The organism is Lutibacter sp. (genome assembly GCF_041555395.1).
Classification (GTDB): Bacteria; Bacteroidota; Bacteroidia; order Flavobacteriales; family Flavobacteriaceae; genus Lutibacter.
In genome coordinates, this window is sequence record NZ_JBFFKM010000007.1 from 41,644 (window position 1) to 54,497 (window position 12,854).

General features: G+C 34.6%; 11 protein-coding genes. 5 read left to right on the forward strand and 6 right to left on the reverse strand.

All coding sequences use genetic code 11. The features are described 5' to 3' along the window. The first annotated feature begins 83 nt into the window (after positions 1-83). Entirely contained in the window at positions 84-1,208 is a 1,125-nt protein-coding gene (folK, locus tag ABY285_RS03180) for a 2-amino-4-hydroxy-6-hydroxymethyldihydropteridine diphosphokinase (RefSeq protein WP_372766941.1), read from the forward strand. An 84-nt stretch (positions 1,209-1,292) separates the two neighbouring features. On the opposite strand, the gene gldC is transcribed toward folK, so the two are convergent. Beyond that, positions 1,293-1,631, reverse strand: a complete 339-nt coding sequence (gene gldC, locus ABY285_RS03185) for a gliding motility protein GldC (protein ID WP_372766943.1) — start codon at positions 1,629-1,631, stop codon at positions 1,293-1,295. After that, on the reverse strand, positions 1,631-2,587 hold the full coding sequence (gene gldB, locus ABY285_RS03190; protein ID WP_372766945.1) for a gliding motility lipoprotein GldB: 957 nt from the start codon (positions 2,585-2,587) through the stop codon (positions 1,631-1,633). The genes gldC and gldB overlap by 1 nt, the downstream gene beginning before the upstream one ends. Before the next feature lie 59 nt (positions 2,588-2,646). On the opposite strand from gldB, the gene nadE reads away from it, so the two are divergent. Further along, the gene (nadE, locus tag ABY285_RS03195; protein ID WP_372766947.1) at positions 2,647-3,438 is read left to right on the forward strand and encodes an NAD(+) synthase; all 792 of its coding nucleotides are present in this window, start codon (positions 2,647-2,649) and stop codon (positions 3,436-3,438) included. 35 nt (positions 3,439-3,473) lie between these two features. Here nadE and ABY285_RS03200 read toward each other — a convergent pair whose 3' ends face one another. Further along, positions 3,474-4,304: a universal stress protein gene (locus tag ABY285_RS03200; RefSeq protein ID WP_372766949.1), complete on the reverse strand. Its 831-nt coding sequence runs from the start codon at positions 4,302-4,304 to the stop codon at positions 3,474-3,476. Positions 4,305-4,464: 160 nt separating this feature from the next. Here ABY285_RS03200 and rimP point away from each other — a divergent pair, with 160 nt between their 5' ends. Genes rimP through infB form a run of 3 tightly spaced genes read left to right on the forward strand, consistent with a single transcriptional unit; the run spans position 4,465 to position 9,110 of the window. Further along, the gene (rimP, locus tag ABY285_RS03205) at positions 4,465-4,932 is read left to right on the forward strand and encodes a ribosome assembly cofactor RimP (protein WP_372766951.1); all 468 of its coding nucleotides are present in this window, start codon (positions 4,465-4,467) and stop codon (positions 4,930-4,932) included. A gap of 12 nt (positions 4,933-4,944) precedes the next feature. Beyond that, complete coding sequence (gene nusA, locus ABY285_RS03210; RefSeq protein WP_372766953.1) at positions 4,945-6,204, forward strand: transcription termination factor NusA; 1,260 nt, start codon at positions 4,945-4,947, stop codon at positions 6,202-6,204. A gap of 41 nt (positions 6,205-6,245) precedes the next feature. Next, positions 6,246-9,110, forward strand: a complete 2,865-nt coding sequence (gene infB / locus ABY285_RS03215; protein ID WP_372766955.1) for a translation initiation factor IF-2 — start codon at positions 6,246-6,248, stop codon at positions 9,108-9,110. A gap of 62 nt (positions 9,111-9,172) precedes the next feature. On the opposite strand, the gene rlmN is transcribed toward infB, so the two are convergent. From rlmN to ABY285_RS03230, 3 genes are all read right to left on the reverse strand, one after another. Further along, positions 9,173-10,213 carry a 23S rRNA (adenine(2503)-C(2))-methyltransferase RlmN gene (gene rlmN, locus ABY285_RS03220; protein ID WP_372766957.1) on the reverse strand — a complete coding sequence of 347 codons (1,041 nt, stop codon included), beginning with the start codon at positions 10,211-10,213 and terminating at the stop codon, positions 9,173-9,175. Positions 10,214-10,285: 72 nt separating this feature from the next. After that, a complete protein-coding gene (gene queA / locus ABY285_RS03225; protein WP_372766959.1) occupies positions 10,286-11,335 on the reverse strand; it encodes a tRNA preQ1(34) S-adenosylmethionine ribosyltransferase-isomerase QueA in 1,050 nt (349 codons plus the stop codon). A 264-nt stretch (positions 11,336-11,599) separates the two neighbouring features. Further along, positions 11,600-12,814, reverse strand: coding sequence for a 3-phosphoshikimate 1-carboxyvinyltransferase (locus tag ABY285_RS03230; protein ID WP_372766961.1), 1,215 nt, complete (start codon positions 12,812-12,814; stop codon positions 11,600-11,602). Between the last annotated feature and the right edge of the window lie 40 nt (positions 12,815-12,854).

Below are 12,854 nucleotides of genomic sequence, written 5' to 3' on the forward strand. Positions count from 1 at the left end.
CAAAAAAAGTTTATAAATGTTTATAAATTGAAGGGCAAAGATATGTATTTATCTGATACTTTTCTTTTCTTTGCATTCACTTTATGCAAATATTAAGACCTACATATTTATCGTTGGGAAGCAACCAGGGGAACAAGCTTGAAAATTTGCAGCAGGCTATTGATTTCATTGCAGAAAAAATAGGTGCTGTTGACAGAATTTCCTCCGTTTATAAAACAGCATCCTGGGGTTTTAAAAGTGAAGATTTCTTAAATGTTTGCATCAGAATTTCTACGGGGTTAAACCCAGAAAAATTATTAAATTCCATTCACGAAATTGAGCATTCCTTAGGTAGAATCCGCACTTCTGAAAAAGGTTATAAAGCACGGAATATTGATATTGACGTATTGCTTTTTGATACTGAAATTATTATTTCAAAGGCGTTGATTGTGCCTCATAAAGACATGCTGAACAGAAAGTTTGTTATGGTTCCTTTGGCTGAAATTGCACCTAATTTGATCCATCCAATTACCAAACAACGCATTCAAACTTGTCTGGAAAATTGCACCGACAACAGTTCTATTGAAAAAACCGATTTAACACTTAAGCGCCCAACTTCTCTATCCGAAAAATTCAATTACATTGCTATTGAAGGAAATATAGGCTCAGGAAAAACGACACTCGCCAATATGATTGCCGAAGATTTTAATGCGAAAATTATACTGGAACGCTTTGCCGACAATCCTTTTTTACCTAAATTTTATGAAGACCATGATCGTTACGCTTTTCCGCTGGAAATGAGCTTCTTAGCCGATCGCTATCAGCAACTTTCAGATGATTTGGCTCAGTTTGATTTGTTTAAAAACTTTATTGTTTCGGATTATTACATTTTTAAGTCACTTATTTTTGCGCAAATCACTTTACAGAAAGATGAATTTTATTTGTACAGAAAAATGTTCGACATTATGTACAAAGAAATTTCAAAACCCGATTTGTACATTTATCTTTATCAGGATACCCCGCAATTACTTAAAAATATCAAAAAAAGAGGCCGGGAATATGAACAGAATATCGCTCCGGAATATTTAGATAAAATTCATCGGGGTTACTCGAGTTTTATTAAAACTGAAGAAAATCTGAAAACGCTCATTATTGATGTTTCCCAAAAAGATTTTTTGAACAATCCTGAAGAATACAAAGAAATTATAGCGTTAATAAAAAGGCAATAGGCATTGGGCAACAGGCAATAGTTTTTGGTTGTTCCCTTCGGCTACGCACAGGATAAAGGTTTTTCTTGAAAAAACTTTAAACTTTTACTTTTTCTTCAACTCCAGTTTTTCCGCAAAATAATCACAAAAATCAAGCATAGTGGCGCTCATTTTATGGTCATTTGTGGCGCGGTCAAATGAAGTTGCCATCGAAATCAATGTTTCATGAAAAAATTGTTTCATTTCATCAATGGGCATATCTTTTGTCCACAAATCCATACGAAGTGTTTCCTTTTTTTCTGGATTCCAAACAGATATCATCAATGCTTTTGCTTTTTCATCTTTAATTTCGCCGTCATCAGCTGTCCAGTTTATTGTTTCAGGCACTTTATTTTCGTCTAAGCCTACAACAAATTCAATTTTTGATTTTTGTATTACTGCCATTATTTTTTGGGTTTATATTTTGAATTTTTAAATATTTCTTCAGCATCTGTTCGTAAAAGTTGCTGCAAAGTTACGTCATTGTTATTCATGTATGATCTCACGATTTGCCAGCCCAACCAAACTCCGATTCTGCCAGGAGATTCTTTATCAATATCGATATAAAACTTTGAAAATGGGCCTTCCGCCATGAAACGATCGTATAAACCTGAATCCGTACTGTACAATACTTTATTTTCAATAAAATACTTCCATATTTGGGATTCATTGGCCATCGCCCATTCATACTCTGCTTCACTATATCCAATTTTATGCGCATCGGAAAATGAAGGTAAATAGCTGTCAATCATATACATTTGTTTACCAGAACCGATAACCATGTCCAGAAACTGCCGACTTTTATTTTCTACAAAATAATGATTGCTTATGGCCTTGGCCATGTCAACAACCAATTGTGATTTATCGAAGTTTTGCGATAAATATACCGGAAAATCCTGGTACACTTCACTATTTTTCCCCAAATACATATCTAACGACACAAACAACAAACTATCTGCATAGACAATCTTGTTTTGGTAATCCAGGTTTGTGATTAAGGTAATTATTTTAGGAGATTCAAAGTTTGAGTGCTCATATTTCAAATGCTTAAACAGGTCTTCTATTTGCATTTTTTCATTTTCAAAATCTCCAAAAACTTCTTGTGACTTTTTATACAATTCCCTTTCTTCCTTATCCTTTATTTTATTCAGCCAAATACTGTCGTTTTGGACGGGGAACAAATAAGGAAATTCATTTATAAGAGATGAAAGCGTTGTTTTATCAGCTTCATAGAATTTCTGTTCAAACCTAGTTACAGAAACAGTAACCTTAATGTTTGACACATCAACATTTTTTACAATTTCTTTTTTACAGGAAACTGAAAATAATAAAACAATTGCAAGAATTAAAAGTCTGTTCATTAATTTCTATATTTACACTTCTTAGTTTAAAACGTCAAAATTACTAAATTAAATTAATTATGAACGCCGAAAAAGTTGTTAACTATATTGTTTCCTGGTTAAAGGAATATGCTGAAAAATCGAATGTAAATGGTTTTGTTATTGGCATTTCTGGCGGCATAGATTCTGCAGTCACTTCAACACTTTGTGCCAAAACAGGTTTTCCAGTTTTATGTGTGGAAATGCCAATTCATCAAGATAAAAATCAGGTTTCCAGAGGAAAAGAACATATTGCACAACTTAAAAATAATTTTCAAAAAGTGAATTCTGAAGAAATAAATTTAACGGCAACTTTTGAAGAATTCAAAGCCGCAGTTCCAACTGATGGCAATTTAGATTCTGTAAACTTATCTTTAGCCAATACACGTGCGCGTTTACGAATGAGCACCTTGTACTATTTTGCGGGAATAAAAGGTTATTTGGTTGCAGGAACAGGAAATAAAGTTGAAGATTTTGGCGTAGGTTTTTTTACTAAATATGGTGATGGCGGCGTTGATATAAGTCCGATAGCCGATTTAATAAAATCTGAAGTTTATGAAATTGCCAAATTTTTAGACATTCCGGATTCCATACAAAAAGCCAAACCGACCGACGGTTTATTTGGTGACAGCCGCACCGACGAAGATCAAATTGGCGCCAGTTATGACGAATTGGAATGGGCCATGAAACAAGTTGAACTGGGCAAAAAAATTACTGATTTTAGTGACAGGGAAAAAGAAGTGCTAGAAATTTATACAAAAAGAAACCGCTCAAACAAGCACAAAATGATTCCAATACCTATTTGTGAAATTCCCGATGCAGTAAAAGCATAAACTTTCTGCGCTGACGTTAAATTATGGGATTTTTGCTACAGCTTAAATGTAATCACCGGCAATTTCGCGTGATTTGCCAAATCCTCCCCTATGGATCCGTTAAATAAATGAGACAAACCTCTTCTTCCACTGGTGTTTAATAATATGGCATCCGCTTCAATCACTTTGGAGAAATTTAAAACTCCAGCTTCCACTGAAACATCATTGTATATATTTAAAGTATAATCACCCAAATCGAAATCGTTGATGAAGCTTCTGATTGCGTCGCTGGATTCTTTGGTCGTCTCGAAATTATGAATCGTATTTATTTTAAGCAAATGCAATCGCCCGTTAAAAAGTGATACAAAATCCAATATTTTTTGAAATGTTTTTCTGTTTTCAAATTTAAAATTTGAGGCAAAAACAATATTGTCAATTTTAAACTTAGCAATCTCTTTTTTAATAACAAGTACAGGAACGTCGGAATTTCTGACCACTTTTTCAGTATTAGAGCCCACCAACATTTCTTCAAGTCCCGAAGTTCCTTTTGAACCCATGACAATTAAATCGGCGTTTTGCTTTTTACTTTCATCAATAATGCCATCATAAGCTTTATGAAACTGTACAGAATCTTCCACCTCAAGACCTTCTAAAAAAGGCAATTTTTTAAATTCCTCAAACTTTTCATGAGCCCTACTTAAAAATAACAAAGCGGAAGGTGTGTTATTTGAAGTGCCAAAGCCTGCAGGATCTATAATGCCTGTCGGAAGATCAAGCATGTGCAACAAATATATTTTTGAATTTGTGTGTCTGGCGATATCAGACGCCACTTTTGCAGCATATTTTGCTTGTTCGGAAAAATCAATAGGGACCAGAATACTTTTCATAAAAAATTGTTGTATAGTTTATTATCCTAACGCTAAGTTAATAATTTTAAATTAAAAATAAACATGAATTTTTATCATTTCAAAAAATCTTAGTATATTTGCACCGAATTAGAACAGATAAAGGACTAGGAGGGGACAATAAGTCCCCTCTTTTTATAGTATGATACAAAAAGAAAAAGTTATAAATTTGGTAAAAGAGGCTGTCGAAGAAAACCCTGAGTTGTTTTTGATAGACTTAAAATTTTTGCCGGACAATAAGATTTCTGTTGAAGTTGATGGCGATCATGGCGTGACTTTAAAAGAATGCATAAGAATTAGCCGGGGAATTGAGCATAATTTAGACAGAGAAATAGAAGATTTTTCTCTTGAAGTTGCTTCACCCGACATTGCAAACCCTTTAAAAGTTAAGCGGCAGTATATAAAAAATATCAATAGGGTTTTAACCTTAAAGTTAAAAGACAATACAACTATTGAAGGTGTGCTTAAAAATGTTACTGATAATGAGATAGCGTTGGAATGGAAAACCCGTGAACCAAAACCTATAGGTAAAGGAAAAATTACGGTTACTAAAAATTCGACCGTCCCTTTTAGCAATATTTTAGAAGCAAAAGTGAAAATAATATTTTAATTAAGAGAGTGCATGGAAAATTTAGCATTAATTGAGTCGTTTTCAGATTTCAAAGGAGATAAAAATATTGACAGAGTAACGCTTATGGCAATACTTGAAGAAGTTTTTAGAGCTGCTTTAAAAAGAAAATTCGGATCTGATGACAACTTTGATATTATTATAAATCCGGATAAAGGCGATTTAGAAATTTGGAGAAATCGCGTTGTGGTTGCTGACGGAATGTCGGAAGATGATAATGAAGAAATTGAACTTTCAGAAGCCCGAAAAATTGAACCCGATTTTGAAATCGGCGAAGACGTTTCGGAAGAAGTTAAGTTGGTAGATCTTGGGAGAAGAGCTATTTTAGCCTTGCGCCAAAACCTGATTTCAAAAATACATGAACACGACAGCACAAATACTTTTAAACAGTTTAAAACGTTAGAAGGAGATATTTACACTGCTGAAGTTCATCACATTCGTCACAATGCAATTATATTGTTAGATGACGATGGCAATGAAATCATATTGCCAAAAAATGAACAAATTCGTTCAGATTACTTCAGAAAAGGGGATTCTGTTCGCGGAATCATTAAATCTGTAGAATTACGCGGCAACAAACCCGTAATTATTTTATCGAGAACCGCACCTGAATTCTTAGTAAAATTATTTGAACAAGAAATTCCTGAAGTTTTTGACGGACTCATTACTATTGAAGGCGTTGCAAGAATTCCTGGCGAAAAAGCAAAAGTAGCTGTAGATTCTTACGATGACAGAATTGATCCGGTTGGCGCTTGCGTAGGAATGAAAGGATCTCGAATTCATGGCATTGTACGTGAGCTGGGAAATGAAAATATAGATGTGATCAACTATACCAAAAATACACAACTTTACATTGCAAGAGCCTTGAGCCCTGCAAAAGTAGTTTCCATGAAAATTCATGAAGAAGAAGGACGTGAAGATGGTAAAAAGGGAAGAGTTGATGTGTATTTGTTGCCTGAAGAAGTTTCAAAAGCGATTGGAAAAAATGGTGTAAACATTCGTTTAGCCTCACAATTAACAGGTTATGAATTAGATGTTCAACGTGAAGGCGTTGAAGCAGAAGATGATGTTGAATTGACAGAATTTTCTGATGAAATTGAAGCATGGATCATTCAGGAATTTAAAAATATTGGTTTAGACACTGCAAGAAGTGTGTTGGAAAAAGACATCAATGAACTTGTAAGCAGAACCGATTTAGAAGAAGAAACCATTTTAGAAGTTCAAAAAATATTAAGAGAAGAATTTAAAGATTAATCTTTAATTATTCAACACAAATTGGCAAAAATAAACACTGTATGGCTGAAGACAAAACATTAAGACTGAACAAAGTATTGCGAGAATTGAATATCTCGTTAGATAGAGCTGTTGAGCATTTAGCATCTAAAGGTTTTGAAATAGAAGCAAGACCTACAACAAAAATATCTAATGAAGAGTATGAAATATTATTGGATGGTTTTCAGACTGACAGAAGTAAAAAAGCAGCTTCAAAAGAGGTAGGTGAGGAAAAAAGGAAAGAAAAAGAGACCTTAAGAATTGCTCATGAAGAATTGGTTGAAAAACATCGTCTTGAGGAAGAAGCCAAAAAAGTTATTATTAAAGCCAAAGCTGAAAAATTAGAGATTAAGACTGTCGGTAAAATTGATATTGAGCCAAAAGAGGCTGAAATTGAAGAAAAACCAGCCATTGTTGTTGAAGCTAAAGAGGAACCTAAGGTTATTGTTGAAGAAAAACCTGAAGTAATTGTTGAGCAGCCTAAACCTGTTGAAGCAGTTAAAGAAGAAGCGCCAAAAGCCGCAACCGAAATTAAAGAAATACCTGAAGAAAAGCCTGTAGAAACACCTAAAGCTGAAGAGAAGGCTGTTAAGGTTCAAAAAAAGGCAATTCTAAAGAAAGCAGCTCCTCAACCGGACAAAGATAAGCAACAGCCTGAAATAATCGAAGAGAAAAAAGAGCCTACAGAACCTGAAATAATTGAGCCACAAACAATTGAAACGAAATATTCAAAATTAGAAGGACCGAAAATTATTGGTGACAAAATCGATTTAAAACAATTCGAACGCCCTAAGAAGAAAAAGCCTGAACCTGCTGTTAAAAAAGAAGACAGCGATGCAAATAAGAAGAAACGCAGAAGAATAGTAAAAAAAATAACACCTATACAAGGTGTTAAAAAACAACCTATACTTGCCCAAAAAGGAGCCAACAAACCCGCATTAGCGCGTGGCAGAAAACCTTTGGTAAAAGAAGAGCCTTCTGAAGCTGACGTTCAAAAACAAATTAGAGAAACTTTAGAAAAACTTCAAGGTAAATCTAAAAAAGGAAAAGGCGCAAAACATAGAAGAGATAAAAGAGATACGTTCCGAATACAAACTGAAAAGGACTTTGAACAACAGGAAGCTGAAAGTAAAGTCCTAAAAGTATCAGAATTTGTGACAGTGAGTGAAATTGCCACCATGATGGATATTCCTGTTACCAATGTTATTTCAACATGTATGTCTTTAGGATTGATGGTAACCATGAACCAACGATTAGATGCCGAAACGCTTAGTATTGTTGCAGAAGAGTTTGACTATACCTTAGACTTTGTAGGCGCAGAGGTTGAGGAAGCAATTCAAGAACAGGAAGATGACATTGAAGGATTAAAACCAAGAGCACCAATTGTTACCGTTATGGGACACGTGGATCATGGTAAAACTTCCTTATTGGATTATATCCGTGAAGAAAACGTAATTGCCGGTGAATCTGGAGGAATTACACAACACATAGGCGCTTATGGCGTAAATTTAAAAAACGGTCAAAAAATAGCATTCTTAGATACTCCAGGTCACGAAGCCTTTACGGCAATGCGTGCTCGTGGTGCTCAAGTAACGGATTTGGTGATTATTGTTATTGCAGCTGATGATGATGTGATGCCACAAACTAAAGAAGCCATTAGTCATGCGCAAGCTGCTGGTGTGCCAATCGTTTTTGCCATCAATAAAATTGACAAACCAAACGCAAACCCTGAAAAAATTAAAGAACAACTTTCTCAAATGAATTTATTGGTGGAAGATTGGGGCGGAAAAATCCAGTCTCAGGAAATATCAGCCAAAACAGGACAGAATGTTGAAGAATTGCTTGAAAAAGTATTGCTTGAAGCTGAAATGTTAGATTTAAAAGCAAATCCAAATAAAAGAGCTGTTGGAAGTGTAGTAGAAGCCTTGTTAGATAAAGGTCGTGGATATGTTTCTACCATATTGGTTCAAGACGGAACATTAAAAATTGGTGACTATATGCTTGCCGGAAAACATAGCGGTAAAATTAAAGCTATGTTTGATGAACGTGGAAATAACATGAAAACAGCAGGACCTTCAACACCGGTTTCTGTACTTGGCTTAGACGGAGCTCCACAAGCAGGAGATAAATTTTACATCTTTGAAGATGAAAAAGAAGCAAAACAAATTGCAACCAAACGTTCACAATTACAACGTGAACAATCTGTTAGAACACAACGACATATTACGCTAGATGAAATTGGCAGACGTATTGCATTAGGTGACTTTAAAGAATTAAACATTATCTTAAAAGGTGATGTTGACGGTTCAGTAGAAGCATTAGCAGATTCATTGCAAAAACTTTCAACTGCAGAAATTCAGGTAAATATCATTCATAAAGGTGTTGGGGCCATTACAGAATCTGACGTATTACTGGCTTCTGCATCTGATGCCATTATTATCGGATTCAACGTAAGACCATCAGGAAATGCTCGAACTTTAGCCGATAATGAAGAAATTGACATCAGAACATATTCTATTATCTATGATGCCATTAACGATTTAAGCGATGCTATGGAAGGGATGTTATCTCCTGAAGTAAAAGAAGAAGTTACTGGTAATGCTGAAGTTAGGGAAGTTTATAAAATTTCTAAAATTGGAACTATTGCCGGATGTATGGTAATAAGCGGTAAAATTTTCAGAAATTCTAAAATTAGAATTATTAGAGACGGCGTAGTGATTCATTCAGGGGAACTAAGTTCATTAAAACGTTTTAAAGATGACGCTAAAGAAGTAGCAAAAGGTTACGATTGCGGAATTCAAATTAAAAACTTTAATGAAATTGAAATGAGTGATTTAATAGAAGCTTACCACGAAGTTGAAGTTAAGAAAAAACTGAAAAGAAACTAATAAGTTTAACCTCACATAAAGCAACACTCTTAAAAAAGAGTATAAAAAAAGCTAGCGTTACGCTAGCTTTTTTTATTTGCCAACTGCCCGCAGGCAGCATCAATGTCTTTCCCCCTGCTTCTTCGAACATTTACAATAATGTCGTTCATTTCAAGAATACTGATGTAATCGGAAATGACCTGTGGCTTTGCCTGTTGAAAATTTGGGTCTCCTATTGGGTTATATTCAATTAAATTTACTTTACAAGGCACATATTTACAGAATTTAACTAAAGCCATTATCGCTTCTTTGGTGTCGTTAATTCCATTCCAAACAACATATTCATAAGAAACCCTGTTGTTTGTTTTGGCATACCAATATTCCAAGGCTTCTTTTAGATCCTGTAAAGGAAAATCTTTGGTGAAAGGCATTATTTGATTTCGAACTTCATCAATTGCTGAATGCAAAGAAACTGCTAAATTAAATTTAACTTCATCATCCGCCAATTTTTTGATCATTTTTGGAATTCCGGAAGTAGAGACCGTGATGCGTTTGGGCGAAATTCCCAACCCTTCGGCAGATGTAATTTTATCAATAGCCTTTAAAACATTGTTATAATTCATTAATGGTTCACCCATACCCATAAAAACAATATTTGACAATTTGTGATTATAATACAATAAGCTCTCCTTATTTATTGCAGCCACCTGATCATAAATTTCATCGGGATTTAAGTTTCGCATTTTTTTTAATTGTGCGGTGGCACAAAAACTGCAGTCTAAACTGCACCCAACCTGACTTGATACACAAGCTGTAGTTCTTGATTCCGTAGGAATTAAAACCGATTCCACAATTAAACCATCGTGCAGCCGAACCGCATTTTTCACTGTTCCGTCTGAACTACGTTGCATCGTATCAACTTCAATATGGTTGATCACAAAATTTTCTTCCAGCATTTGACGTGTTTCCTTTGAAATATTAGTCATGTCTTCAAAAGAATGGGCACTTTTAACCCATAGCCATTCATAAACCTGATTCCCCCTAAATTCCTTGTCCCCTTTCTCCACAAAAAATTCGCGCAATTGGGTTTTAGTTAAAGCACGTATGTCCTTTTTTTTAATCATTTTGAATCACCTTTATAAAAAGATTCCCGCAAAGGGCGGGAATTTAATTATTAAAAAATAGTTTTTTTTTAATTATATAATTAACATCGCATCGCCGTACGAATAAAATTTATATTTTTCTTTAACGGCTACTTCATAGGCCTCCATTAAAAAGTCGTAACCCGCAAAAGCGGCAGCCATCATCATTAAGGTAGATTTTGGCGTATGAAAATTTGTGATCATGCAATTGGCAATGCTAAAATCGTAAGGAGGAAAAATAAATTTATTGGTCCAACCGTTAAAAGAATTTAAGTGATTGTTAGATGAAACCGCACTTTCAACACCACGCATTACCGTTGTGCCTACAGCACATACCCTTCTTTTTTGATTAATAGCTCTGTTCACTACATCTACAGCCTCCTGCATAATAATTAACCTTTCAGAATCCATTTTATGTTTAGATAAATCCTCAACTTCCACAGGATTAAAAGTTCCTAAGCCCACATGCAAAGTAATTTCGGCAAAGTCAATTCCTTTAATTTCCAAACGCTTCAACAAGTGTTTGGAAAAATGCAATCCCGCAGTTGGAGCGGCAATTGCGCCTTCATGCTTTGCATAAATTGTTTGGTAACGCTCTTCATCTTCCTTTTCAACGGCTCTTTTAATATATTTTGGCAATGGTGTTTCTCCTAATTCCTCCAATTTTTTTCTGAATTCTTCATAGGTTCCATCATATAAAAAGCGCAATGTTCTTCCTCTTGAAGTAGTGTTATCAATAACTTCAGCAACCAAACTTTCATCATCTCCGAAAAATAATTTGTTTCCTATTCTTATTTTACGCGCCGGATCAACCAACACGTCCCACAACCTGCTTTCAGCGTTCAATTCTCTCAATAAAAAAACTTCAATTCGCGCCCCGGTTTTTTCCTTTTCTCCGTACATACGAGCAGGAAAAACTTTGGTATTGTTTAAAATCATTAAATCTCCTTCATCAAAATAATTGATTATTTCTTTAAAACTATGGTGTTCAATGGTTTTCTTTTTCCTATCCAAAACCATTAACCTCGATTCATCCCTATGTTCTGCAGGATATTCTGCCAATAAATCTTCTGGTAATTCGAACTTAAATTTTGATAATTTCATTTGTTTGTTTTTCTTTTTATTTATTGGTTGCGAGGAACAAGCCATTAATTATGTGCTCTTATAGGGAGCCTTTTATTCTGCTTGTTTCATCTGTTTAAATTTTATTTTAGCGGTAACAGCTGCTGTTCGCCATTAATCATTCCTTCTCGTATCAAAATCTGTTATGCTCGTTTCATCTATTTTTTAATAGAACGAGGGCAAAGATACAACATCCGCATAGGCGTTGTCAAGTGTTTTTAAAATAAAAGTTTGTTTTGCAGCCAATTAAAGGCAAATATGTTCAAAATCTTCCCAAAAAGCAGGATAAGATTTTGAAACTACACCGGCATCTTCAATTTCAATCGCGACTTTTACAGCCAATGGCGCAAAAGCCATGGCCATTCTATGATCGTCATAAGTTGCAATACTTATATTTTCATTTATTTTGGTTGAAGGTTTTAAAAGCAACGATTCATTTGTAATAATTACATCACCTCCCAATTTTTCCAATTCATTTTTTAATGCAATCAACCTATCGGTTTCCTTAATTTTCAACGTATGAAGTCCGGTTAAATAACACTCAACCCCTAAACCGAAACAGGTAACGGCAATAGTTTGCGCAATATCAGGAGCGTTTACGAGGTCTAAAGTTAGTTGTTGGTTGTTAGTTAATGGTTGTTGATTTGATAATATTATAGCATTATCTTTAAAAATAGTTTCAACACCTAACTTTTTATAAACAGTCGCTAAAACAGAATCGCCTTGTAAACTATTTTTTTTATAAGATGAAAGGGTTATTTCAGCATTTGGGCTTAGCGCGCATAAACTGTAGTAATAAGACGCCGAACTCCAATCGGATTCAACCACAATCGTTTTTGATATAATGGCTGGCTTCGGTTGAACAGTAATTAAATTGTCCTCCCAAACATAGTCAATACCCAATTCAGCCAACAATCGCAACGTCATTTTTATGTAGGGAACAGAAGTTACTTCTCCTTTAAATTTTAATTTCAGTCCGTTTTTTAACGTAGGCGCAATTAATAACAATGCAGAAATGTATTGACTGCTCACATTTCCCTCAATTTCAACAAAATCCTTCGCTAACTTTTTTCCAGAAATTTTTAACGGCGGAAAACCATCCTTTTCTAAATATTGAATATTAGCGCCTAATGAAGTTAAGGCTTCAACCAATATTTTTACAGGCCTGTCTTTCATTCTGTGCGAACCGGTCAACACAATTTCAGTGCCTTCTTTCACCGAAAAATAAGCTGTTAAAAAACGCATTGCCGTGCCTGCATGCCCAATATTTATTTCGGCAGTGGTGCTTTTCAACGCCTTTTGCATCAAAACGGAATCATCGGAATTTGAAATATTTTCAATCGTTAAATTCGGATAAAACTGCTGTAAAATTAACAACCTGTTTGTTTCACTTTTTGATCCGGTAATTTGGATATTCCCGTTAACAGCTTTATTGATTTTATTGATTTTCAATGATTCCATCCTTATTATAATTAGTAGCTTAAAATAAAATTATTTTTAA

Excerpts from the sequence above, each read along its gene's own strand:
- folK (WP_372766941.1), top strand. The coding sequence starts at position 84 with ATGCAAATATTAAGACCTACATATTTATCGTTGGGAAGCAACCAGGGG.
- gldC (WP_372766943.1), bottom strand. The coding sequence starts at position 1,631 with ATGGCAGTAATACAAAAATCAAAAATTGAATTTGTTGTAGGCTTAGAC.
- gldB (WP_372766945.1), bottom strand. The coding sequence starts at position 2,587 with ATGAACAGACTTTTAATTCTTGCAATTGTTTTATTATTTTCAGTTTCC.
- nadE (WP_372766947.1), top strand. The coding sequence starts at position 2,647 with ATGAACGCCGAAAAAGTTGTTAACTATATTGTTTCCTGGTTAAAGGAA.
- ABY285_RS03200 (WP_372766949.1), bottom strand. The coding sequence starts at position 4,304 with ATGAAAAGTATTCTGGTCCCTATTGATTTTTCCGAACAAGCAAAATAT.
- rimP (WP_372766951.1), top strand. The coding sequence starts at position 4,465 with ATGATACAAAAAGAAAAAGTTATAAATTTGGTAAAAGAGGCTGTCGAA.
- nusA (WP_372766953.1), top strand. The coding sequence starts at position 4,945 with ATGGAAAATTTAGCATTAATTGAGTCGTTTTCAGATTTCAAAGGAGAT.
- infB (WP_372766955.1), top strand. The coding sequence starts at position 6,246 with ATGGCTGAAGACAAAACATTAAGACTGAACAAAGTATTGCGAGAATTG.
- rlmN (WP_372766957.1), bottom strand. The coding sequence starts at position 10,213 with ATGATTAAAAAAAAGGACATACGTGCTTTAACTAAAACCCAATTGCGC.
- queA (WP_372766959.1), bottom strand. The coding sequence starts at position 11,335 with ATGAAATTATCAAAATTTAAGTTCGAATTACCAGAAGATTTATTGGCA.
- ABY285_RS03230 (WP_372766961.1), bottom strand. The coding sequence starts at position 12,814 with ATGGAATCATTGAAAATCAATAAAATCAATAAAGCTGTTAACGGGAAT.